The organism is Paenibacillus sp. EKM206P, from assembly GCF_011066155.1.
GTDB classification, from domain to species: Bacteria; Bacillota; Bacilli; order Paenibacillales; family Paenibacillaceae; genus Paenibacillus; species Paenibacillus polymyxa_D.
In genome coordinates, this window is sequence record NZ_JAAMNQ010000003.1 from 567,053 (window position 1) to 591,268 (window position 24,216).

Sequence of the window (24,216 nt, forward strand, 5' to 3'; positions counted from 1 at the left end):
GAACACGTATCACAGGGTTCATTTAAAAGGACGCCAACGTTGCGACAACCAATCGCCCCATTCCTTCCAAGGGAGGAATGAACCGAGCGCTGAATCGCTACGTCTTCCTAGCGTATATCCGATGAACACCATCAATGCAAAGAACAACATATTCCAAAAGCCTGCCCACAAATAAATAAAACCGAAAAAAATACCAGCCGTGATCCCCATGATCCGGCCCTTGTAACTTCCCCATATTTCTTTCCAGGGCATCAGGGAAAATCACCTCTATTCCACACGACTCTTAAAGCTGGGTGACTGAGAAACATTAGCGATGTACACCGATACATTGGACACAGGAATTCCTGTAATTTCTTCCACATGATCGTGTACCCCCTTTTGTACCTCGGAGGTTAACACCGGAATGGAGCTTTCCCCGTCTACAACCGCCCGAATCGTAATATCAAGTCCCGAATCCAACACACGAACGCGTGCTTTCAAATCCTGCATCCCGCGAAATCGGGAAGCTGCTTTGAGGCACAGATTTTCAATGGTATCCACTGAAATCTGAATGTCACCGTATTCCGTTCGTTGATCAATAGAATGCTGTACGGTTTGGTTCCGTCGAATAGAGATATAAAAAAAACGAAGACTCAATAACAACAGAACCCCTGCAATAATCAGGCTGGTAAACCACACTACTCGCTCATCCTCAATACTTAAAACATACGGAATGGCCCCGCTCAGGAGGAGGATGGCGAGAATGGAAATAATTCCGATACTTAAGCTGTACAAGAACAGCAGAAGTCTGTCCATAACTTTAGCCACGAAACGCACAGCCTCCTTAAATTAGAGTAAACCCTCGACCCATAAGGGTCGGGGGTTTGTACAAAGTATCGCTCTATTTAACCCGTCCGGCGCCCAGCACTTCCGGCTCTTCTACTTTATCGGCATTTTTGAATTGAACATCATGAATTTGCACGTTCACTTCAACAACGTTAAGACCTGTCATGTTCTCAATCGAACGCTTAACATTATGCTGAATAGCAGCAGCCACCTCAGGCAGACGGTTACCGTACTCAATAATGACGGAGACGTCTACAGCAGCTTCACGCTGTCCGACTTCCACTTTTACACCTTTAGATAAATTTTTGCGGCCTAGCAGTTCGGCAAACCCACCAGCAAATCCGCCACTCATTCCCGCAACGCCCGGTACCTCAACGGTAGCCAGTCCGGCAATGACTTCAATAACTTCTGGGGCAATTTGAATCTCCCCAATTTCTGTACGTTCGAATTCGGTTGGCACTGTGCTCATACCTTCAACACCTTTCGGTCAAAATAAGTTTCATTCCAGCTTTGGATTTCAAAGCAGACATGCTCACTTATTATCCATACTATATCATTTGGCGTTCATTATGACAAACGGAGGAAATATACCGATTAAACTTCGTTTTCCTCCAAAAATTTAATATCAAAATCGCCTTTAATAAAGGTCGGATGCTCTAGCAAGCGCTGATGAAAAGAAATCGTTGTGGGTATGCCCTCAATAGCAAACTCAGTCAAAGCCCGCTTCATTTTGGCAATTGCATCCTGCCGTGTAGGTGCCCACACAATCAGCTTGGCGATCATAGAGTCATAATAAGGAGGAATGCTATAACCTGGATATACTGCACTGTCTACCCGTACCCCAGGACCGCCTGGAGGCAGATAAAATCCGATTTTACCCGGTGCAGGCATAAAATTACGATCCGGATCCTCAGCGTTAATACGGCACTCTATCGCCCAACCATTGATGGTGACTTCTTCCTGCGTAAAGGAAAGCGGATGCCCTTCAGCGACAGAAATCATTTCCTTAATCAGGTCTACACCGGTAATCATTTCTGTTACGGGATGTTCTACCTGAATACGTGTATTCATTTCCATGAAATAGAAATTGTTGTCCGGGCCGAGCAAAAATTCGAGAGTACCTGCACCAGAGTATTGAACGGCCAAAGCTGCACGAACAGCTGCCTGACCCATTTCTTCACGGACATCCTGTGAAAGTACAGGACATGGTGCTTCCTCCAACAACTTCTGACGACGACGCTGCACAGAGCAGTCCCGTTCGCCCAAATGGGCAACATTACCATGCTTGTCCGCTATGATTTGTATTTCCACATGTTTCATACCGGTCAAATATTTTTCTAGGTACACACCCGCATTGCCAAATGCCTTTTGCGCCTCCTGCTGAGCAGTAGTGATTTGCTGAATGAGGTTATCCTCATCTTCGGCGATACGAATACCTTTACCTCCGCCACCTGCTGTGGCCTTGATAATTACCGGATATCCGATATCACGTGCGATGCCGATCGCATCCTGCAAATCCTCAACCAGCCCGTCTGAACCCGGGATAACCGGAACTCCGGCATCCTTCATGGTCTGCTTGGCAACGGCTTTATCTCCCATTTTGTTAATGGCTTCAGGAGAAGGACCAATAAACGTAATATTACACGATTCGCAAATTTCAGCGAAGTCTGCGTTTTCCGCCAAAAATCCGTAACCTGGATGAATGGCATCACATTCAGTCAATGTAGCAACGCTCATCAGATTCGTAAAATTAAGGTAGCTGTCCTTAGATAGCGTCGGTCCGATACAGTAAGCCTCATCTGCGAGACGCACATGTAACGAATCCTTGTCAGCTTCCGAATATACAGCAACTGTCGAAATATTCATTTCGCGGCAAGCGCGAATGATACGAACCGCAATTTCTCCACGATTCGCAATCAATACTTTTTGAAATGTCATGACTTTATCCTCCCTGGGAGCAGTCTTGCCGAACCCTCAAAAGAGGGTGCAAACAAGCTTTTTACTCCGGTTTCACAAGGAACAATGGCTGGCCATACTCGACCAACTGTCCGTTTTCGGCCAAAATTTCCACAATTTCGCCCTTCACTTCAGCTTCCAGCTCGTTCATCAGCTTCATCGCTTCAATGATACATACCGTTGTTTTTTCGCCCACTTTGCTGCCGATACTCACATACGGAGCCGTATCCGGTGATGAAGAACTATAGAAAGTGCCTACCATCGGAGATACGATTTTATGTAGATTGCTTGCATATTCCCTCGGTTCTCCAGCAGTTGTAGATCCAACATCGGACTGTACTTGTGGATTTGGAATAACAGCTTGTGGTGCCACTGCATAAGCAGGTGTTGCCACAGGAGCCTGTACTGTAACGATTTCGCTTTTGCCCGGTTTACGGATCAACAGGCGAGTTCCTTCATTTTCAATTTCAAGCTCATGCACAGACGTTTCATCCACCAGCTTGATCAATTCCTTAATCTCGCTTAATTTAAACATCTCTATTAATCACTCCTTCAGCATTTTGCCGGTTGCTGATAACATTGTTGAAACAGCTTTATGTATTATATCACAATCATTAAAAATAGAAAGAGCCCGGAATAATGCACAAATCCGGGCTTTTTCGCGTTTTTTGTCTTATTGTGTAACATATTGGACACTGATCTTATCCTGCGTTACGTTCAGTTCCTTCATGACTTTGTCGACAATTGTTACCGCTTGCTTAGCATCCAATTTTTCACTCAGAACCACTACTTTGTATTTATCAGCGTCTTCCTCACGGACGACCGCATTGGCGAACTGTTGCTGAAGCTCTTCTTCAATTCCAGTAATTTTAGCCTGCTTATCTTCAAGTACATGTAATTCCTTTTGAGCCTCCGCAGCTTTCTTTGGTGTGCTGTCGTTCATTGCGGTAGTCAGTTCATCATTTTTCTTCTGATTTTCCACGTCCCGTTCCAGCAAATAGTTGTCAATCACAGCTGCTGCTGTAGGTTGGGCAGCTTGATCAGTTGCCACTTGATCCAGTACCTGCTGGTCGGTTTTGGCTGTAGAGGCTGCTTTGTCGTCACTTTGTGCTGTCGCGTCCGTCTTAGTCGCTGTTGTGTTTTGATTGGATGTCGCCGGTTCAGTAGTAGGGGTAGCTGCCGTACCTTTGTCGCCTTTTGAGTTTTCTGTTGCTGGGTCAGTTGTAGAAGCCGTATCCGACTTTGTGGAATTTGCTGATGCTCCATCAGTTACTTCTCCATTCGTCACTACTTCGTTTACCTTCAGTTCGTTCAATTGTTCCTCTGCCTTCGTCGTTGCTTCCTGTGCGGCATCCTGCTTAACCTTGCTCACTTGTTCACTATCGGCTACTGGTGGATTTGCAGGGCTTGAGTCCTCCGTAAACAAATAATACGCAGACAGCACGACCATTAAACTCAGCATGGACACCAGCCAAACGGTTTGTCTTTTATTATTCATGTTCCGTCCTCCATATTCATTAATGGTTTAAAATATAAACTTCTTTGTTCCTGAATTCCAAATTATCCCTGCTTGCGCGGTACGACTGAAATTTTGTAGGAAGGTACATTTAGCCCCTTCTGTACAGCATCGACAATTAGCTGCTTCACTGTAGGGTTTTCTGCCCCCATAGCCACAACAAGCACTCCCCTCACCTGCGGTTTTACTTTTTTTGTCACAATCGGGGTGTGCTGACCACCAGATGATTCATAGGTGACAATTTCGCCATCACGTGTATATTGAGTAGTGTGCCGTTGTCCACCATTGGCGTCCGTCTCATTGTTCTCTTCCTGCATGTCCTTTACATTGCGTTGAACGATAACTTCTTCGGTGGAGTCTACCGTAACCATGACATCAACGGTTCCTACGCCAACAATCTGCTCCAGCATCTGTTTCATATTGTCCTCAAAAACCTTCTCAATCCCGGCAAAAGAACTTTCTTCACCTGTTGTTGTCTCTAACGTAGGCTCATTTTTCATCACGCCAGGCGGCTCACGCCCTACGTTTTCTGGATCAACCTTTTTTACATTAACGAATGAATTAAAGAGCATAATCGCTACACCGATAAGGCCAAGAATAAGCAACCAACGAAATGAATTGAACCTTTTCGCCCCATCCGCCCCTCCACCCAGCCATTGCTCCAGCTTTTTCAGCCATTTGCTCATTTCTGCTCACCTCCTGTTACCATTCATGTGTTCCATCCTGCGAAGAAAGCACCTGAACATTTTTGCTATCTATCCCCCATTTTTCACGTAAAAGTCCTGTAATTAAGCCAAATGCTTTCGTATCTGTTGGCTTTCCGTCCTCAACAGTTTTGTCAGGATTACGATCATCTTCTCGCGTTCCTTCATTAAAATCTGAAGTTTTTGCATGTGTTGGCTCTACACGAATATTCACTGTCTTTTCGGCTACAGGCTCCACCATAATCGGCTTGACATCTGCACCAGGCGAGACGTCTGTGTTTTTCTTTTCTTTTTCTGGCTGCTGTTCTGCCAATTGGACCACTACCGACTGGACACCCGTTCCTGCCTCCAGCCCTGATTCCTCCTGTTGAATCTTTGCAAGGGTAACCTGGACCGACTGAATTGCTAACCCAGTATACTGTTCCAACTGTCCTTTCATTTCCTTAGCTACCTCTTTGCCAGCCCATTGCATGGAGCTTTGTTCTTGCTGTAGCTTTAACTGGCTGCCTTTTGCTAGAATCTCCTCCAATGTCGGTTCCCTCTTGCCTGTCTCAGCCTGACGTTGAAGATCCAATGCTCGCCCTAGAACCTCGGAAGGACTGGTGCTCAGTAAGCGCACGACCGGAGACAGCAACGTCAGCAGAATAAGCAGGCTGAGAACGAGTTTGACATATCTCTCCATAGATCGGCTCGGTAAGATCATATCGACAAAAGAAGCCAGCAACACGATTAGCACCAGTTCCTTGAGCCAGCCTGCCAGCCAGGTCACGTCACTCTCCTCCCCCCTTGTTGGTTTACGTGCATTGGTTCACCTCATCATGACTGTCATATTGCCTGCTGCGAGCATGACTGTAATTGCAAGGAAGGACATCAATCCCACTGCTGCCAGCGCCGCGAAAACATAAATCATGCTCTTGCCGATCGCATCCAGACATGCCACGATAGGCGTATCACCCAAAGGCTGCATGATCGCTGCTGTCACTTTATAAATGAGCGCCAGCGTCAGAATCTTGAGGGCGGGAAAGGCGCATAGGAACAAAATAATAATGACTCCTACCAGACCAATGGCATTTTTAACGAGCAGCGAAGCCGAAATAACTGTATCTGTCGCATCTGCCAACGCCTTGCCGACCACCGGAACAAAGCTACCTGTAATATATTTGGCTGTACGGATCGTTAATCCGTCAGTAACGGACGATGTCAAGCCTTGTACCGAAATGACTCCTAGAAAAATGGTCAGCAGCACTCCCAGCACTGCTACTCCAGCGTTCCGCAACAGATCGGCTAGCTGGGTCAGCTTGTATTTGCCCGTCAGCGAGTTGACCAAGTACAGCACAGCCGAGAAGAACAGCAGCGGGAAAACCAGCGTATGAATGACTGTTCCGACTGTGTTGATCATAAATACAATCAGCGGGTGGGTCACCGAAACTGTTACGACGTTCCCCATCGAGGCTAGCATAGTAAACAGCAAAGGCAACATTGCCATCATGAAGTGAATCATGCTATCAATCGCTTCTTTGGCATAACCAATCGCTACACTAAAGCTATTAATCGCCAAAATGATAATGACCATGTATACGATAGCGTAGGCCACTTTGCTGACCTGTTTGCTTTCAAAAGCGCTTTGTAGCGTTTCCAGCACCATACTCATAATGCTGAGCATGACGATGGTGACGAGCAACTTGGCATTTACTCGGATTTCATGGATGAAAAAATCAGCTATAGCGCTCAATACACCCTTTATGCTGAACCCTTCACCGCCTGGAAGCAGCATGTCCATGAAGGAAGGCGTTTTCTGATCAGGGAAAAATCCGCCGTATTGCTGCATGAGCCCGTCCCAATAATGTTCTACTTCATCTTTGGGCATTTGCTCCGCCTGCTGTCTGATCCATTCATTAGTCGGTGTATCTGCAAAGAGGACCGCAGCTGAGGCACACCAGAGACATAGCAGCAACATTGCAATTACTTTGAGATTCGGCATGCCCCGTAGCCTTTTCATGGCATCACCCCCTCAGGCGGGCATCAGCTTCAGAATGGTATCAATAATAATGCTGATAATTGGGATTGCGAGCACCATAATGAGTACCTTTCCGGTAAGCTCAATTTTGGAAGCAATCCCGTCTTGTCCTGCATCCCGAACGATTTGCGCTCCAAATTCAGCAATATAAGCGATACCGATTATTTTCAAGACGGTTTTAAAATAGATCATATCCATGCCTGAAGACCGGGCCAGTCGCTCCAGTACAGCAACCACAGATCCGATCTTGCCAATCAGCAGCAAAAAAATGACGATTCCCGCAGCTGTTGCAATCAAAAAGGCAAACATCGGCTTCTGTTCCTTAATGACTAAAATAAGGACTGTGGCAATGAGGGCGAAGCCCACCACCTGAATAATTTCCATGTGTCCACCTACTGAAAAAGAAAGATAGATTTGATCTCTTGCAGAAGGTTATCCAGCATTCGCACCACCATGAACAGGACCACGACGAAGCCGATGACCGTTACCCAGTGCGCCATGTCTTCTTTGCCCATTTGCTTTAATACGGTATGAATCATAGCGATAATAATGCCAATTCCGGCAATTTGGAAAATTGCGTTCACTTCTAAATTCATTCGAGCACCCCGCTAATAGATCAAAATGACGATCAATGCTCCGATCAGCAGTCCCAGGCTCCTGCTCATACGCTCGTACCTCACCTGATCTGCCTGCGCCTGCGCTTCCTCATGGGATAACTGCTGGATGGTCAACGCAATGTGCTTGATCTGGTCTTCACGGTCGCTGGTTCCAAGACTGTAAGCAAGCTGCCGCATCGCTTCCTTCTCGGCTTGCTTCATAGAGGAACGGCTCCACGAGTCTTCAATGGCTTTATGCAAGCTTTCTCTGGCAGTCAGGCCAAAAGAGGGGTGCATCCAGCGTGAGGCTTGCTGAAACAGAGTGCGTAAGGGCTCTCGCAAGGGCTCTCCTGTCTTGGCGAAAGCATCTGGTAGCGGAGACACCCCGTAGGAAACCTCGGTGGTCAATCTTTGCAGCGCAAGAATCAACTCCCTGATTTGCCGCGGCCTCATTGCAAACTGCCTTGCCCGTTGCCAACCTGCCAGCGTAGCGGCCAGTATAACCAAGGCTGCCCCCAGTAGCTTAAGCATAGGAGATGCCCCCATTCTGCCCTTCTCCAGACAGTGTAATCCTGCGTTGCTTGGCATCTGCCAGTCGGAATGAGACGCCCCGGCTCGTCCGCTCCAGCATGACGTAGAGTTGAAACAGCTCTTGTCCTGTAGTTAATCCAGCAAAAGCAGACCGGGTCGCCATTTCAGCCACATCGCGACCATGTGCGGAAGCAATGACTGCAATGCCTGCATGAAGCGCTTCGCGCACCGCCTCCGCATCTTCCGGTCGTCCGATTTCATCAACAATGAGGACATCCGGTGACATCGAGCGGATCATCATCATCATGCCTTCTGCTTTCGGACATCCGTCCAATACATCGGTGCGAGGCCCGACATCAAAACCAGGGATACCTTTGTGACTACCAGCGATCTCAGAGCGTTCGTCTATAATGCCTACCTTGAGTCCATTCCGTCGCCCCCCATGGCTTTCCATCCCTCCGTAACTGAGTTGCCGAGCCAAGTCCCTAAGCAGTGTCGTTTTGCCATGCTGAGGAGGGGACAAAATGAGGGTATGCCGGATTTTCCCGGACATTCGATCTGCTACATAAGGCAATATCCGATCAGCTATGCCGGGAATTGCACGCGCAATTCTTACATTAAAGCTGCTTATATCCCTCAAATGCTCCACTCGTCCTCGGTTGAGCACGGTTCTCCCTGCCAAGCCAATACGATGACCGCCAGGGATCGTAATAAACCCTTTACGAAGCTCCTCTTCCATCGTATAGAGGGAATGATTGCTGATAAAATCCAGCAGTCGGTGGGCATCCTCACGGTCAGGCTTATAGGCTTCCACATGGTTCAAAGTCAGCTGACCAGCAGACGTTACAAAATGATGTTCACCGTTTGCATTAATTTCCAACGGCCTTCCTTCCCTGACCCGGATTTCTTCCAGTTGCTCAAATACCGTTTCTGGAAGCCTTCCGAGTATACCGTGCAACGGTTCGGGAAATAACTCCAGCCATTCCATACCGATGCAGCCCCCTCACAGTTGTCCTTTTTCTTTAAGACAAGTCTATGGTTGACTCTCGCTTTTTATGCCGAAAATATATTGAAAACCTAGGCAAACTTTTGCTAACTCCTATCAACGCTCAACAGACCTTTCTCCCGCTTGTTTAAGCACCATTCTCTAATTTGCACAAATAAAAAAGGGCCTCTCAAAGCCTTGTCGGCTAAGGGAAACCCTTGGGTAGAAAAGATAGATTCAGAAAAAAAGAGGCTGCCCCTCAGTTTAACTCTCACTGATGGAACAACCTCTTAACCTACTGCTGTATTCTATGATTTATCAAACTATAAATAGAAGGCATATAATGTATCAACCTTTACCTGTCATAAGCATCGTTCACATTAGCCATATTCAGTGTCTAGATCACGTTGCAGTTATTAACGACGGTCTTTCGGTCCACCCACAAACGCTTGCTCCTCGGTGTCCAGGTTATAAGCTGTATGCAACGCCTGAATAACCTCATGAAGCTTACCCGCTTCAATTACACACGATACTTTGATTTCAGATGTGCTTACCATTTTAATGCTAACGCCTTGCTCTGCCAGTACGGCAAACATTTGCGCAGCAACACCCGGATGGCTAACCATTCCTGCACCTACAATGGAAACCTTCACCAAGTTTTCCTCAGACGTTACTTCACGGTACGGAAGCTCTCCACGAATACCTTCCAGCGTCTCCAGTGCCGCTTCACGATCCGTCAGAGCTACTGTAAAGGAGAAATCCGCTTTACCAGCTTCAACCCCGCTCTGTACAATAATGTCTACATCAATTTTGGCTGCCGCCAGTGTTCCAAATACTTTCGCCAGTACGCCGGGAATATCGGCGACGCCCAAAATACTGATTCTTGCTACATTTTTATCATATGCAATCCCACTGACTACAACGCCTTGTTCCATTACTGCATCCTCCTTTACGACCGTTCCTTCATTATGGTTAAAACTGGACCGCACGATCAGCGGTACCCGGTTATGTTTGGCATATTCTACCGCACGAGGATGCAATACAGCTGCACCCAGATTAGCTAATTCCAGCATTTCATCATAAGAAATTTCTTTTAGCTTACGAGCAACCTTCACGATCCGTGGATCTGTTGAATAAATGCCGTCCACATCCGTGTAAATTTCACAGGCATCCGCTTGAATCGCCGCCGCCAGCGCAACCGCCGTCGTATCAGATCCACCACGTCCCAACGTCGTAATGTCTCCCTCTACAGACATCCCTTGGAAACCAGCTACAACAACGATCTTGTTGCTGCTCAGTGCATCCAGCACACGCTGAGGTTGAATATCCGTAATCCGTGCTCGACCAAAGTCAGATTCAGTACGGAAACCAGCCTGCCATCCCGTAAACGATACCGCTTCATGACCCAACTGCTGAATAGCCATCGACAACAAGGCGATTGAAATTTGCTCACCTGTCGTCATCAACATATCCAACTCACGTGCAGGCAACTGCTCATTCAACAATTTGGCCTGGTCAATCAGTTCGTCTGTCGTGTCTCCCATTGCGGAAACGACCACTACACATTGATGCCCTTCACTCTGTTTCTCCACAACGCGTTTTGCCACGCGTTTCATGCGCTCCGTGTCACCGACGGAACTGCCTCCGAATTTCATGACATACAAAGACAACGATATTCACTCCCTCAGACTCAGTATGTAACCTTGAGATGGCACCCAACGACTTGAACGTGACATCCTGCGGAATAACTTTAGTACAGTATAATACGAAAGTGCTGTGCGGAGCCATTGTTTTTTAATATTAGTGCTTATAAAAATATCCCCTGCCCTTCACAAGGACAGAGGAAATCTAAAAGCAGCAAATTTTATGCGCGAGACATGTATTTGCCGTCACGTGTATCAATTAACAATACGTCATCTTGGTTAATGAACAAAGGAACTTGAACATTCAAACCCGTTTCCAATTTGGCATTTTTGGTAGCACCTGTAGCTGTATTACCTTTAATACCTGGTTCTGTTTCGATTACTTTGAGTTCCACGCTGGTAGGCAGGTTAATACCCAGGATTTCGCCATTATAGCTAACGATATTTACATTCATGTTTTCTTTCAGGAAGTTAAGTTCCCATTTCAGTTGATCGCTGGACAATGTGAATTGATCATATGTTTCATTATCCATGAATGTATGATCGTCTGCACTAGCATACAGATAAGATACACCGCGGTTTTCGATTTGCGCCCGACCGATCGTTTCACCCGCACGGAATGTACGTTCAACGGTGTTACCGTTACGCAAGTTTTTCAACTTGGAGCGTACGAATGCTGCACCTTTACCCGGTTTTACGTGTTGGAAATCCAGCACCGTAAAAATATCTCCGTCTACCTCGACGGTCAAACCTGTTTTAAAATCATTAACGTTAATCACTAAAATACCCCTCCTACAGGACTGTTATCGTTATTAAACGACTGTAAATTCTTTGCTCGAATGTGTTAATAATTTGATGCCGCTATCTGTAATAACGATATCATCCTCGATCCGTACACCGCCCAATCCAGGCACATAGATACCTGGCTCGACCGTTACCACCATACCCGGCTCCAGAATATCATCACTCGCCTTCGACAGGCGTGTAGATTCATGTACTTCAAGACCCAGACCATGACCTGTACTGTGCCCGAAATTGTCTCCATAGCCATGGCTTGCAATAATATCCCGGGTCAGTGCATCCGCTTCACGGCCTGTCATGCCCGGCTTAATATGTTCAAGTGCGTGAAGTTGCGCCTTAAGTACAATATCGTAGATCTCACGCAACTGGGGCGCTAAATCCCCTTGTGTGGCCACTGTACGTGTCAAATCGGAGCAATAGCCATCCAGCAACGCACCAAAATCAAACGTAATCAGCTCGCCTGCTTGTACTAACTTAGCACTGGCTACGCCATGAGGCAATGCCGAACGAACCCCAGAAGCCACAATTGTGTCAAATGAAGAGGATGTAGCTCCCTGCTTGCGCATGAAGAATTCCATTTCCAGATCCAGCTCACGCTCGCTGACACCTGGCTTGATGTAAGGTAAAATGTGTGCAAAAGTAGCATCTGCCAAATCCGCTGCCCGCTGCATCACTTCCAGCTCTTCTGCATCCTTGTACACCCGTAATTTCTCTACAATGCCCGACACCGGAACCAGTGAAATAGGTGACAAATCTTCGCTATAAGCTTTATGCGTCGCAACAGTTACAGCGTCTTGCTCAAAGCCTGTTTCGCTGATCTGATGGGAAGACAGCAATTCTTTCACCGTTTCCATGACCTGTGCAGCGTGCTGCACTACCGTGAAGCCTTCGGCTTGTTCGGTCGCTTGCGTCATATAGCGAAAGTCAGTCAGCAAATAGCTATGGGATTCCGTAATCAGCACATAACCTGCCGAACCTGTGAAGCCTGTCAAATATCGACGATTGACAGGGCTAGTAATCAGCATAGCCCGCAGATTATGCTCGCCCAGCGCCAGCCGCAGCTTTAACACCCGGTCATTCTTCATCTTTCATTCCGCTCCCCTCTGTCAAATAACCAAATGCTATTTTAACACAGGGAATAGGCGCTTGAGAAGTTTTTGTTACGTTCAGCTCTCAGCTTTCTCAGGCTCGCGCTTTCTTTCATCCGTATACTCGACAGCAACGGTATATCCGATAAATAGTCCCCACAGTAAAAACACACAAATTTCCGTATACAGGGAATTCCATGTTAACCGATCAGGAGCATTCATCATCCCTAGCTTAGGACCTGTTAATACAAATAAAACAACCCACCAAATCAGGCCATACACAATGCCGGGTAAAGGACCCTTAAATCTGCGCAGCAACAGAGTGTACACCAGTGAAGCTACGACGGATAATCCAATAAAAAACAGTAGCCCTACCAGATGTCCCGCCATGGTGTTCATAAATGAATGCTTGAAAAAAGGCTCTGCGAGAAAGCCAGGCGCTACTACGGTAAAGTGCAACTTATAAAACAGCCAGCGCAGCAATCCCCAGAGCAAACCCGAAAAAAAACCCAACTCAAGCGCAAAAGGAATGAGAGGCGTATGTATTTTGCCTGACTGCTGCCTGCCTCTACCACTGTCGTTATGATTACGTTGATCCTGAGATCCACGAGGTTGCTCCTGTTCATGTCCTATCTTGGGTATAGAGAAGGTTTCGCTCATGTTGTTTAATCCCCTTTCAATATGAAAACTTTTTCCCATCGTAAAGACTATCGCAATCGGATATGCATGTACTTCCATCGGATTCTGCATTCCATTTTGCTGGTAGTATGCTCCAAGGGGGGAGAGTTTAACAACGAACAGGAATGCTGAATAATGGCAGCTTTCGACTTGAGGGTACGGACCCGTTTTTTACATTGACAAAATTTCAATCCTCTATCATAATATAATGGTGAAAATGATAATCATTATCATTTTATAAAAACATATATACGGGAGAACGCTTCTATGAAAAAGGGATTCATCGGGATTTTATTGTTAATGGTTTTTACGCTCACTCTGGCAGGTTGCGGAGCAGCCGACAATGCATCGGACAAAGATCAGGTAGCCACATCGGGTAGTAAACCGACTGACACAGCGACCGGTCCTGTGACGGTAAAGCATAATCGTGGTGAGATCACGCTCGACAAGCCCGCACAGCGTGTCGTAGTGCTGGAATGGACATTTACAGAGGATTTGGTTGCGTTGGGCGTTCAGCCAGTGGGTAATGCTGACAATGCCAACTACAAGGTATACGTGACACCGGAGGCGGCTCTGGATAGTAGCGTGGTCGATGTCGGCACGCGTAACGAGCCGAATCTGGAAGCGATTGCTGCATTGAAGCCGGATCTGATCATTTCCAATGTTGATGGGAATGAAGCTATCTATGAGCAACTTAAGGCCATCGCTCCTACGATCGAATATAATCTGAACAATGGTAATGGCTACGATCATGATAAAATGGTAGAAATTTTTAATAGCATCGCGGTTGCTCTGGGAAAAGAAGACAAAGCTAAGCAGGTGCTTGCCGAACTGGATCAGCATTATGCTGAAGCCAAAGAAAAGCTCGCCGCTGCTGGCAAGTCGGATTATCATTATGTACTGACACAAGCTTTCACTTCGCAAAATGCGGCCAGCCTCCGTATGTTTTCGGATAACTCAGTCGTCGTGGCAACACTGGCGAAGATCGGTATGATTAATGATTGGAAACCAAGCAAAGTTGAACCGTATGGCTTTACAACCGTCGGTATTGAAGCTCTGTCTGCTGTTCAGAACAGCAACTTTATCTATATTGTGCAGCCGGACGATGATGTTTTCGGGGCACCTATGAAAAATAATTCGGTCTGGAACGGTCTGAATTTCGTTAAAGAAAAACGCACCTATCCACTGAACGGTACGACATGGACATTTGGCGGCCCCCTCTCATCAAAAGGACTGGTTGACCAGGTTGTTGGGGCAATTACGCAATAGGTTGTTTCCGAAGTTTTATAATGAGTAGCATTTATGTGAGCAGTCTGACGCTCCATAAATGCTTTTTTTATAAGCCTGTGGTTACACCAGTTTCATCTAACTAGATATTCCCTTCCAAATTCGATACAATATACAAAAAAGCATGTATTAAGAGAGGTGAGACGGTTGTCACAAGCATCCAAGCCTGTGAGCTACGGTGGTCAGGCAGTCATTGAAGGTGTCATGTTCGGCGGCAAGCGTGTCAATGTCACGGCAGTTCGCCGCAAAACTGGCGAAATCACATATTTGGAAGTACCACGCAAGGAGCAATCCTGGGTATCCAAATTCCGCAGAATTCCTTTATTGCGGGGGATTGTAAGCATCATCGACTCCAGCGCCAAAGGTACCAAGCATTTGAACTATTCAGCCGATGCGTATGCTGATGATGAAGTAGATCCGGAAGAACGCGCTGAGCAAAAGAAAAAAGAAGAATCTCGCTGGAGTCTGAGTATGATGATCGGTGTAGCGGCAGTCGGGATTATCTCCTTTTTGTTCGGCAAAATTGTGTTAACCCTCGTTCCGGTTGTTGTAGAAGACTTCCTGTTCGACGGCTTGTTTCACAGCCAAATTTTGCATAACCTCGCCGAAGGAGCCATTAAGCTGATTCTGCTGCTGGCTTATTTATGGGGCATTTCCCAAACTCCATTGATCAAACGACTGTTTCAATATCACGGTGCAGAGCATAAAGTAATTACGGCATTCGAAGCTGGAGAAGAACTAACCCCGGCCAATGTGCAAAAATACAGCCGTTTGCATTACCGCTGCGGTAGCAGCTTTATTATGCTGACCGTGATCATCGGGGTACTAGTCTATTCCCTATTCACCTACGATAATCTGTGGGAGCGTATGGGGCAACGGCTTCTACTGCTTCCGATCGTACTGGGGCTTTCTTTTGAATTTCTCAAGCTGACCAATGCTCTTCGTGAAATTCCGGTACTTCGTTATTTAGGTTACCCCGGTCTGTGGCTGCAACTACTTACCACCAAAGAACCGACTGATGATCAAGTGGAGGTATCCATTGCCTCATTTAAGCGTATGCTTGAATTGGATGCTGAGTTGGAAAATGTACCTGTAAAGGAGACCTTCAACAGTCCTGCACTTGATCCTGTGAAAGGATGAGTGAATAATGAACAGACATGCTGTTATTTTCTGGCTTACCCTTGCTTTGGGTGCATATGGGATTGTGGATATGCTGTGGAGAGGAAGTTGGGGCTTTCTCATGAGTTTACTCATTCCCGTCCTTGTTTTTGCAGTTATATTTCTGCTATACAAATACCTGCCAGGACAAAGCAATCGTACTCCCAAAATCAAACCCTCTGTGCGCACCATGGCTAAAACAGCCAACGCACGTAAGCAGCAGACTACGGGCAAGCGCAAAGCGTATCCTTTTCATGTGATTGAAGGTTCCAAGGGCAAAAATGAAGAAGAACAACCTAAATATCATTAACGATAATAATCATCCTTTAAAATGCAGCACAAAGGAGCCGTCACCCGCATATTCAAATATGACCGGGAAGAGGCTCCTTTTTTACACCCTTTTAAATTACTTTAACTGCCAATTAGTGTTCATTTCATAGCGTACATGGTATCCTTCATCAATTGGTATTTGCTATACTGCTGCTGGTAAGAAGTGATGCTCCATTTGTGGAAAAAAGCATCCCCTGCCTGCACACCGGAAGCATACAGCAAATCACTTTGCACTGTAGAAATGTTAAATTGTGCAGTGCGGATCCCCAATGTTGGAATTTTAATCGTCCGATACCGATTCTCCTGCTCAATATATCGTTCATCGTGTGCTGATAGCATGGTATCGAAAATAGCCTGCAGCATGGTCAAAGGACCCCGTATATAAGAAACTTTGGTCTCCGTACCCGTCTTGCCCACCATTTGAAACCCTACCGTTGGAATCGTTTTGGCCTCACGTTCATTTACAGGCTCATCAAAAAGCCACAAAGGCAAATTGCTTAGTAAAGCCCCATCAACTACAAATATAAATTGCTGAGAAAAGGTCTTTCCCTTGGCAAGTGCAGAATCAAGCCTTAACATAACGGGATCAAAAAAATAAGGGATACTTGTGCTCATCCGAATGGCCTTGGCTACCTCCAGTGAAGAGGGATTGATACCAAAACGTTTGATATCCTCAGGTAGCACCAGAATGCGTCCATTCGTGATATCTGATGCAATAATGCGCAGTTTGCCAGGAGGTAAATCCGCAAACGTACGCACTCCCTTAGCTCGTAACAGCTCACGTACCCAGTGCTCCAGTGCCTCCCCTGAGTAGAGACCTTTTTTAAGAAAGATACGAGCTGCTGGTCCAATCCACTTAATATTGAACACTGGAGAACGTCGTAACAACTTGACCAAGGGGGTTTTCTCAATTACGGCTTTCATTTCATCCGCAGAGTATCCCGCAGCCAATAAAGCAGCTACAATAGCACCTGATGATGTACCTGCTAAACGATTGAATACAATTCCATGCTCCTCCGCAGCCTTAACTGCACCCGCCAGCGAAATTCCCTTAACCCCTCCACCCTGGAACACAGCATTGATCAGCATAGATCAAAAAACCTCCGTTCTCTTGGGAGTAAGCAGTTCTACTGCTTATCTATGAGAACGGAGGCCCAAATAGAACCTATATGATCCAATTTATATCACATTTGATAATAATTTTGAAGAAGCTGAATGAGTCCATATGGATTTTTACGCAAATGCTGTGCACTAAAGTAAATATCCCCTTTGACCTGTTTATAATCTTTGTTCAGTTCAAGCTGCTTAATTAGCTCTTGAGCCGTTTGCCAGCCCTTTTCAGGGGTGCCGATTTTATACGGAGAATGACCGATATACAGCTTAACATCTGAATTTTTGACCTCATTGGACCACCATGCGACAAGCTTGTCATATCCCGCCGCAGGGAAACCGATACTCCAGTAAACTTGTGGAGCTACATAATCAATCCACTCTTTGTTAATCCAGGTTCTCACATCCGCAAACGTCGTATCATACGCTGTAACGCCTGCCTTCGTGTCTGAACCCGTTAAGTCCTGAGATTTGTTACGCCATACCCCAAAAGGGCTAATTCCGAATTGAACCTTAGACTTGCTGGCATGAATGCTTTTGCCCAAATCGCGAACAAAACTGTTCACATTATCTCTCCGCCAGTCGCCCTTATTAGAGATTTTGTTGGCATTATATGCTTTGAAGGTCGCATCATCATCAAAAGTCCCGCTGTAAGGATAAAAATAATCGTCCAAATGGACGCCGTCAATATCATATCCGTTCACGACCTCCATAATCGCCGCAATGACATGCTGACGTGCAGCCGGAATTCCTGGATTGATGTACAATTGGCTACCATTCTTAACAATCCAGTCCGGGTGTTGATTAGCCACATGGTTTGCAGCCAAACCGCTGGTTGTTCCTGTAGAATTCGCACGGAACGGATTAAACCAGGCATGGAATTCCATCCCTCGCTTATGCGATTCGCTAATCATAAATTTCAAGGGATCATAGCCTGGATTTTTACCTTGGGTGTTGGTCAAATACTTGCTCCAGGGTACGAGACTTGACGGGTAGAGCGCATCACCGCTGGCACGAACCTGAACAAATACCGCATTGATGCCCATCCCCTGCAAATCATCGAGCATTTTAGTAAACTCCTGCTTTTGCTTCTCGGAGCTGCTTCGGGCAGCGGAAGAAGGCCAATCTCCATTGATGGTAGAAATCCATGCCCCACGCATGGAAGTTGAAGCCTTTACCTGAACAACATTTGCCTGTGAAGAACTTGAACCGTCCTCACTAGTAGACGTTGACGGTGAAGTGACAACCGTCTGCTCATTATCGCTGGCTCCCTGATCCGTACTTACACTCTCCTGATTGCCAGATGCAGACGTATCTGATGTGGAAGCACTGTTTCCCGCCGAGCTACTCCCACCCGTAGAGACACCTTCCTTACCACTGCTTAACGTAATGACTCGCTCTGAAGCTTGCCAATCCACTTTTAATCCCAACTCTTCCCCAACAAAACGCAGTGGCACCATGACTCTTCCGCTTGTCATACGGGCAGATGCATCCAGTCGAACTGACTTACCATTCACCGTAGCGCTTTGTGCACCATTCTCCATAGATATATTTTTGTTCTGTGCTGTAATCGTTACCGTACCGGACGATTCCGACCAGTTGACCTGAGCGCCCAATCCCTCACTAATCACTCGCAAAGGAACCATCGTAACATTGGCTCCCTGTACAATATACGGTGATGCGTCACTTTGCAGGGACTGTCCGTCCAATATAATTTCAATATCACCAGTTGAAGCTGCTTGGACTCCAGGAACGATGGCAGTCTGCACTGCTAAGAGTATGCCTGCAGCCAATGCCACTATTTTCTTTCGATTCATATTATTACAATCCTCCGCTAACCCTGTTAATTTTAACCCCTATATTGTCCTGCTATATAATGGATAGACGCTAATCACCGGATATTTGTTGCGGTCGGAACAAATAAAAAAGCATCGTCCATAAGGACAGATGCTTTTAGGAATCTCCACTCAATTCCTTGTGTATGTCATGAAGCTGGCGCAAGCGATCTTCATCCCGACGAAAATATTCAACCAATGTTTCGATACGGGTGATGGAATCCCAGCTCAAATGATGCTCAATACCTTCCACATCTTTATATATCAGGTCCTTCTCAACCCCAATCATATCCAGAAATTGCTCTAATAACTGATGGCGATCAACCAACCGTTTGCCGACCTTTTTCCCTTTTGGTGTCAAAATCAGTCCCCGATACTTCTCATATACAAGATAATCGTCCTTATCCAACTTCTGAATCATTTTGGTGACGGACGAAGGATGCACCTCTAAACCCTCTGCGATGTCCGAGACACGAGCATATCCCTTCTCATCAATCAGTTGGTAAATGCGTTCCAAATAATCTTCCATGCTTGGCGTTGGCACTTGTTTCCCTCTTTTCTGTTATTGAACGGGCGCTTACCGCCTTCATTTCCTGCGTTAAACCTACTATGTAATGATACATGTTATCATTGCCCATTGGCAAGTCTCATCCCTTCACTCACATCTATTGCCACGATTTGTTCAATTTAAGCCGGGTACACTAATATCGTCGTCCCTGTATCGTTTACTTCTGCGGCAATATGTTAAAGTTGGACACCAGAGCACTGTGGATTTATTTTGAAAGGAGCGTTAGCCATGTCTACGCTTGAGCGTACTCCTGTCCAAACCAGAGGAACCAAGCCATTTTTGCCTGACCTGGTGTTTTTTGAGCCAGACGCACTAAATTATCCCAAGGGCCAGCGTATTATGGATTGGGTTAAAGCCAAGGATATTCCGTACCGGATGACTACCTCTCACAACCGAATTACCAATTTACCAGGTGAAACTGAAGTTGAAAAGTACCGAATGGCAAAAAAAACTTTGGTAGTTGGTATCCGTAAAACGTTAACTTTTGATCAATCCAAGCCTTCTGCTGAATATGCCATCCCCATTTCGACTGGTTGCATGGGGCATTGTCACTACTGTTATTTACAAACAACCTTGGGAGCAAAGCCGTATATTCGTGTATATGTCAACACTGACGATATCTTATCAGCAGCTAAAGCTTATATCGAGGAGCGTGCGCCTGAAATTACCCGTTTTGAAGCAGCTTGTACCTCCGATCCGGTTGGTTTGGAGCATATCACCGGAACGCTTGGAGACTTGATTCGTTTCATGGCAGATGAGGAATTTGGCCGTCTGCGTTTTGTTACTAAATATCATCATGTTGATCCATTGCTGGATATTAAACATAATGGTCATACTCGCATCCGCTTTAGCATTAATTCCGATTATGTTATTAAACAGTTTGAACCTGCAACTTCCCGCTTCGAGGAACGTATTGAAGCCGCGGGCAAAATCGCACGAGCCGGTTATCCGCTGGGGTTCATCATTGCACCCATCATCTGGTATGACGGCTGGGAAGAAGGTTACGGCGAGTTACTGCGCAAATTGGGAGAAACCTTGCCCCAGCATGCTACAAAAGATTTGACGTTCGAATTAATACAGCATCGCTTCACCAAAACATCCAAAGCTGTCATCGAGAAACGTTATCCGAAAACCAAGCTGGAGATGGACATAGAGAAACGCAAGAAAAAATGGGGACGCTGGGGACAAAACAAATACGTTTATCCCGATGAACAGCAAAATGCACTGCGAGAGTTTATCACAGAGCGTATTTTTGAACATTTTCCTTTAAGTCGTATTGAGTATTTCACATAACTAGCATCCAACCCGGGGTAATCCGTTGTAAAAATAGCGTTACATCGGTCATATGATCCGTTACCAGTAAAATGCCAGTGATAACAAGTAGTATGCCACCTGTTTTGATGAGGATGGAGGTATAGCGAGAGGATAGCCGAACAGAGCCTACCAGCAAAGCTAATACAAAAAATGGAATCGCAAACCCGAGCGCATAGCCTGTAATCAGTTTGAACCAAATGTGATGCTCTACTGCAGCCAAAGCGATAATAGCTGTTAGCATGGGACCGATACAGGGCGACCAGCCTGCCGCAAAACCAATTCCGATTACAAAGGAACCGGCGTACCCGGCAGGCTTCCATGTCCAGCGAAGCTTATGCTCCCTCATTAGAATCAAAGGACTTACCACACCGAGAGATACCAGTCCCATTAGTAAAATAAGTAACCCTGCTACCACTCTTAGCGTATCCCCATAATTGGCAAACCATTCTCCAAGCAACCCGACACCTGCACCCAGTGAATAGAAAACGACCGAAAAGCCCAGTACAAAAGCAAGTGTATGCCCCATCGTACGATAACGAACCTCGGCCTTATGCCGTCCTTCAGCCAGTTCACGCGCAGACATCCCTGTCATATACGATAAATAAGATGGATACAGCGGTAAACAACACGGTGAAAAAAAAGAAACCAGTCCGGCTACGATCGCCAATCCGGCGTTAATATCTGTCATCCTCATTTCCTCCCCTGTCTTAAGTGAACACGAGCAAACAAGCCCTGCCTACTAAACATACGTGTAGCGGGAGCAAAATATGATGCACGCCAAAAAGCGCATGCCCAAGAAGAATGATTCTCGGGCATACGCTCATTACGTTCTTTTATTAACTAGCGTACTACTTTACAACTGCACCATTCGGCATACCTTCCGGTACGGTGGCGAGCGTAAGCTGATCTCCATGTGAAGCTGCCAAAATCATACCTTGCGACAGCTCTCCCCGAAGTTTTACCGGCTTAAGATTGGTCACACAGATCACCTTGCGCCCAATGATATCTTCAGGTGTATAAAACTTCGCAATCCCTGATACTACTTGCCGCTGCTCATAACCAAGATCAAGTTGGAGCTTCAACAGTTTATCTGCCTTCTTCACAGGCTCGCAAGCGACGACCTGAGCAACGCGCAGTTCTACCTTGGCAAAATCCTCAATGCCAATCTCTTCCTTTGCCTCCGGCGCTTCCTGGCTCGTCTCAGATGCATTCTGTGGTTGAACTTGTGTCGTAGCTTCCTCTGGTTTCTTACCTCCTGTCATTGCTTCCACGATAAAAGCAACCTCTTGCTCTGAATCCAGACGTGGGAAGATCGGATTACCTTTGACCAACTGTGTTCCTTCCGGAATACGACCAAACTGCTTGCCGCTATCCCATGTAGTCAGCTCACCTTGGCTAATACCGAGCTGTTCCCAAATTTTATGAGGAGCACGGGTTAAGAATGGCTGAAGTAAGATGGAAGCGATGCGCAAGCTTTCTACCAAATGCAACATAACCGATGCCAATTCACGACGTTTTGCCTCATCCTTAGCCAAATTCCATGGTTGCGTCTCGTCAATATATTTGTTGCTACGGCTAATAAATTGGCTAATCGCCGTTAATGCCACGGAAAACTCCATGTTTTCCATGGCTTCTTCTACTTTGCTATAAGTCGATGTTGCCATGTCTTCCAGAGCTCCGTCGAATTCTGTTACATTTGCTTCATAAGCCGGAACCTTGCCGTCAAAATATTTATCTACCATCGCCACGGTACGATTCAACAAGTTGCCCAGATCATTTGCCAAATCCGAATTAACTCGATCTACAAAACTTTCTGGTGTAAATGTTCCATCTGCCCCAAAAGGCACCTCGCGCAGCAAGTAGTAGCGAAGTTGGTCCAGACCATAACGGTCAATCAACGTTACCGGGTCTACCACATTGCCTTTAGATTTCGACATTTTACCATCTTTCATAAGTAACCAACCATGTGCAAATACTTTTTTAGGTAACGGAAGATCCAATGCCATCAGCATGATTGGCCAATATATCGTGTGGAACCGTACAATCTCTTTACCCACGATATGCACATTTGCTGGCCAAAATTTATCGTACAGCTCAGTATTAGAAGAACCATATCCCAAGGCTGTGATGTAGTTGGAAAGTGCGTCAATCCAAACGTATACGACATGCTTCGGGTCCCCCTTGACCTTAACACCCCAGTCAAAAGTTGTACGGGAAACAGCCAGATCCTCTAGCCCCGGCTTGATGAAGTTGTTAATCATTTCTTTTTTCCGGGATTCCGGTTGGATAAACTGCGGGTTCTCTTCATAAAATTGCAGCAACCGATCAGCATACTTGCTCATGCGGAAAAAGTAGCTCTCTTCCTTGACCAATTCTACAGGGTGTCCACTATCCGGGCTCTTACCTCCAGTCACATTGCCTTCAGCGTCCTTCACCACGTCAACCAGCTGAGTTTCTGTGTAGTACGTCTCGTCAGGGATGCTGTACCAGCCTTCGTATTCTCCCTTGTAAATATCACCTTGTTTTAATAAACGATCAAAAATTTCCTGTACGACAGCCTTATGACGTTCCTCCGTAGTACGGATAAAATCGTCATTGGAAATGTCGAGCTTCCGCCACAGGTCTTGGATGCCTGCCACAATGTCATCTACGAAACGTTGTGGCGTTTTGCCAGCTGCACTTGCCTTTTGCTCAATCTTCTGACCATGCTCATCCGTTCCTGTCAAATAACGCACTTCATAACCGCGTAGCCGCTTGTAACGGGCCATTGCATCTCCCGCAACTGTCGTGTAAGCATGACCTATATGTAGCTTGTCGCTCGGATAATAGATCGGTGTCGTAATGTAAAATGTGTTCTCATTGGACATGTATGTTGCCTCCTGTTTTGTTCACGGCAGCTCGATAAGACCTGCTGACATGATGGTACTCCAATTTATGAATTTGGAACAAATTGGGCACAAAAAAGACCCCCGCCCCTATGGGACGAGAGTCACCTCACGCGTTACCACCCAATTTTCCTGTATCCTCGCAGACTACAGGCTTCACCGGTCACATCTGACCGCCCATTAACGCTGGAACACGCCTCCCCCTTACGTTTGCCTCCCGTGCACAAATAACTGTGGCAAATACGCTCGAAAAAGGTTCCTCCAGGACCATATTCAGGCTTCGCTCCAGACCGGTTTGCAGCTAACCCCGGCTCTCTGTACTGGACAATTCACCCTACTCATCCCTTCGCAGGAAAACAATATTAACCAAAATATAACCAAATCCGCAT

26 protein-coding genes are annotated in these 24,216 nt (G+C 46.2%); 4 read left to right on the forward strand and 22 right to left on the reverse strand.

The window, feature by feature from the left end:
- Positions 1-18 precede the first annotated feature (18 nt).
- The 17 genes from G9G53_RS09395 to G9G53_RS09475 form a co-directional block, all read right to left on the reverse strand.
- Positions 19-252, reverse strand: coding sequence for a DUF2273 domain-containing protein (locus G9G53_RS09395; RefSeq protein WP_023989248.1), 234 nt, complete (start codon positions 250-252; stop codon positions 19-21).
- A gap of 15 nt (positions 253-267) precedes the next feature.
- Entirely contained in the window at positions 268-807 is a 540-nt protein-coding gene (gene amaP, locus G9G53_RS09400; protein WP_029517260.1) for an alkaline shock response membrane anchor protein AmaP, read from the reverse strand.
- Positions 808-880: 73 nt separating this feature from the next.
- The gene (locus G9G53_RS09405) at positions 881-1,294 is read right to left on the reverse strand and encodes an Asp23/Gls24 family envelope stress response protein (RefSeq protein ID WP_029517259.1); all 414 of its coding nucleotides are present in this window, start codon (positions 1,292-1,294) and stop codon (positions 881-883) included.
- A 125-nt stretch (positions 1,295-1,419) separates the two neighbouring features.
- Positions 1,420-2,763, reverse strand: a complete 1,344-nt coding sequence (gene accC / locus G9G53_RS09410) for an acetyl-CoA carboxylase biotin carboxylase subunit (protein WP_029517258.1) — start codon at positions 2,761-2,763, stop codon at positions 1,420-1,422.
- A 61-nt stretch (positions 2,764-2,824) separates the two neighbouring features.
- Positions 2,825-3,316, reverse strand: a complete 492-nt coding sequence (gene accB / locus G9G53_RS09415) for an acetyl-CoA carboxylase biotin carboxyl carrier protein (RefSeq protein ID WP_029517257.1) — start codon at positions 3,314-3,316, stop codon at positions 2,825-2,827.
- A 138-nt stretch (positions 3,317-3,454) separates the two neighbouring features.
- Positions 3,455-4,279, reverse strand: a complete 825-nt coding sequence (locus tag G9G53_RS09420) for a SpoIIIAH-like family protein (protein WP_165147060.1) — start codon at positions 4,277-4,279, stop codon at positions 3,455-3,457.
- Positions 4,280-4,341: 62 nt separating this feature from the next.
- A complete protein-coding gene (gene spoIIIAG, locus G9G53_RS09425; protein WP_029517255.1) occupies positions 4,342-4,983 on the reverse strand; it encodes a stage III sporulation protein AG in 642 nt (213 codons plus the stop codon).
- 16 nt (positions 4,984-4,999) lie between these two features.
- The gene (gene spoIIIAF / locus G9G53_RS09430) at positions 5,000-5,770 is read right to left on the reverse strand and encodes a stage III sporulation protein AF (RefSeq protein ID WP_165147063.1); all 771 of its coding nucleotides are present in this window, start codon (positions 5,768-5,770) and stop codon (positions 5,000-5,002) included.
- Positions 5,771-5,809: 39 nt separating this feature from the next.
- On the reverse strand, positions 5,810-7,000 hold the full coding sequence (gene spoIIIAE / locus G9G53_RS09435; RefSeq protein ID WP_165147066.1) for a stage III sporulation protein AE: 1,191 nt from the start codon (positions 6,998-7,000) through the stop codon (positions 5,810-5,812).
- A gap of 12 nt (positions 7,001-7,012) precedes the next feature.
- Complete coding sequence (spoIIIAD, locus tag G9G53_RS09440) at positions 7,013-7,402, reverse strand: stage III sporulation protein AD (RefSeq protein ID WP_013310826.1); 390 nt, start codon at positions 7,400-7,402, stop codon at positions 7,013-7,015.
- Positions 7,403-7,410: 8 nt separating this feature from the next.
- A complete protein-coding gene (gene spoIIIAC, locus G9G53_RS09445) occupies positions 7,411-7,614 on the reverse strand; it encodes a stage III sporulation protein AC (RefSeq protein ID WP_010345636.1) in 204 nt (67 codons plus the stop codon).
- A gap of 12 nt (positions 7,615-7,626) precedes the next feature.
- Positions 7,627-8,145 (reverse strand): stage III sporulation protein SpoIIIAB, encoded by a 519-nt coding sequence (gene spoIIIAB, locus G9G53_RS09450; protein ID WP_029517252.1) that lies wholly within the window; start codon positions 8,143-8,145, stop codon positions 7,627-7,629.
- Positions 8,138-9,133: a stage III sporulation protein AA gene (gene spoIIIAA, locus G9G53_RS09455; RefSeq protein WP_069012729.1), complete on the reverse strand. Its 996-nt coding sequence runs from the start codon at positions 9,131-9,133 to the stop codon at positions 8,138-8,140. Before spoIIIAA ends, spoIIIAB begins: the two co-directional genes overlap by 8 nt.
- Positions 9,134-9,546: 413 nt before the next feature.
- Entirely contained in the window at positions 9,547-10,800 is a 1,254-nt protein-coding gene (locus G9G53_RS09460; RefSeq protein WP_165147069.1) for an aspartate kinase, read from the reverse strand.
- A gap of 194 nt (positions 10,801-10,994) precedes the next feature.
- Positions 10,995-11,552: an elongation factor P gene (efp, locus tag G9G53_RS09465; protein ID WP_029517249.1), complete on the reverse strand. Its 558-nt coding sequence runs from the start codon at positions 11,550-11,552 to the stop codon at positions 10,995-10,997.
- A 33-nt stretch (positions 11,553-11,585) separates the two neighbouring features.
- Positions 11,586-12,659: a M24 family metallopeptidase gene (locus G9G53_RS09470; RefSeq protein ID WP_029517248.1), complete on the reverse strand. Its 1,074-nt coding sequence runs from the start codon at positions 12,657-12,659 to the stop codon at positions 11,586-11,588.
- A gap of 81 nt (positions 12,660-12,740) precedes the next feature.
- A complete protein-coding gene (locus tag G9G53_RS09475; RefSeq protein ID WP_029517247.1) occupies positions 12,741-13,322 on the reverse strand; it encodes a YqhR family membrane protein in 582 nt (193 codons plus the stop codon).
- Positions 13,323-13,607: 285 nt separating this feature from the next.
- Between G9G53_RS09475 and G9G53_RS09480 the strand changes: the two genes are divergently transcribed.
- The 3 genes from G9G53_RS09480 to G9G53_RS09490 all read left to right on the forward strand — a co-directional run bounded on the left by G9G53_RS09480 (position 13,608) and on the right by G9G53_RS09490 (position 16,095).
- Positions 13,608-14,609 carry an ABC transporter substrate-binding protein gene (locus tag G9G53_RS09480; RefSeq protein ID WP_029517246.1) on the forward strand — a complete coding sequence of 334 codons (1,002 nt, stop codon included), beginning with the start codon at positions 13,608-13,610 and terminating at the stop codon, positions 14,607-14,609.
- A 165-nt stretch (positions 14,610-14,774) separates the two neighbouring features.
- Complete coding sequence (locus tag G9G53_RS09485; protein WP_029517245.1) at positions 14,775-15,767, forward strand: DUF1385 domain-containing protein; 993 nt, start codon at positions 14,775-14,777, stop codon at positions 15,765-15,767.
- 7 nt (positions 15,768-15,774) lie between these two features.
- Positions 15,775-16,095, forward strand: a complete 321-nt coding sequence (locus G9G53_RS09490) for a hypothetical protein (protein WP_029517244.1) — start codon at positions 15,775-15,777, stop codon at positions 16,093-16,095.
- Positions 16,096-16,214: 119 nt separating this feature from the next.
- Here the strand turns inward: G9G53_RS09490 and G9G53_RS09495 are convergent, their stop codons facing one another.
- The 3 genes from G9G53_RS09495 to mntR all read right to left on the reverse strand — a co-directional run bounded on the left by G9G53_RS09495 (position 16,215) and on the right by mntR (position 19,604).
- Positions 16,215-17,204: a patatin-like phospholipase family protein gene (locus G9G53_RS09495; protein ID WP_165147072.1), complete on the reverse strand. Its 990-nt coding sequence runs from the start codon at positions 17,202-17,204 to the stop codon at positions 16,215-16,217.
- A 95-nt stretch (positions 17,205-17,299) separates the two neighbouring features.
- Positions 17,300-19,042 (reverse strand): family 10 glycosylhydrolase, encoded by a 1,743-nt coding sequence (locus G9G53_RS09500; RefSeq protein ID WP_165147075.1) that lies wholly within the window; start codon positions 19,040-19,042, stop codon positions 17,300-17,302.
- A 136-nt stretch (positions 19,043-19,178) separates the two neighbouring features.
- On the reverse strand, positions 19,179-19,604 hold the full coding sequence (mntR, locus tag G9G53_RS09505; protein WP_029517241.1) for a transcriptional regulator MntR: 426 nt from the start codon (positions 19,602-19,604) through the stop codon (positions 19,179-19,181).
- 252 nt (positions 19,605-19,856) lie between these two features.
- Here mntR and splB point away from each other — a divergent pair, with 252 nt between their 5' ends.
- Positions 19,857-20,921, forward strand: a complete 1,065-nt coding sequence (gene splB, locus G9G53_RS09510) for a spore photoproduct lyase (RefSeq protein WP_023989268.1) — start codon at positions 19,857-19,859, stop codon at positions 20,919-20,921.
- On the opposite strand, the gene G9G53_RS09515 is transcribed toward splB, so the two are convergent.
- Positions 20,914-21,630 carry a cytochrome c biogenesis CcdA family protein gene (locus tag G9G53_RS09515; protein ID WP_029517240.1) on the reverse strand — a complete coding sequence of 239 codons (717 nt, stop codon included), beginning with the start codon at positions 21,628-21,630 and terminating at the stop codon, positions 20,914-20,916. The two genes, splB and G9G53_RS09515, sit on opposite strands and share 8 nt — an antisense overlap.
- 160 nt (positions 21,631-21,790) lie before the next feature.
- Positions 21,791-23,809, reverse strand: a complete 2,019-nt coding sequence (metG, locus tag G9G53_RS09520; protein WP_165147078.1) for a methionine--tRNA ligase — start codon at positions 23,807-23,809, stop codon at positions 21,791-21,793.
- Positions 23,810-24,216 lie beyond the last annotated feature (407 nt).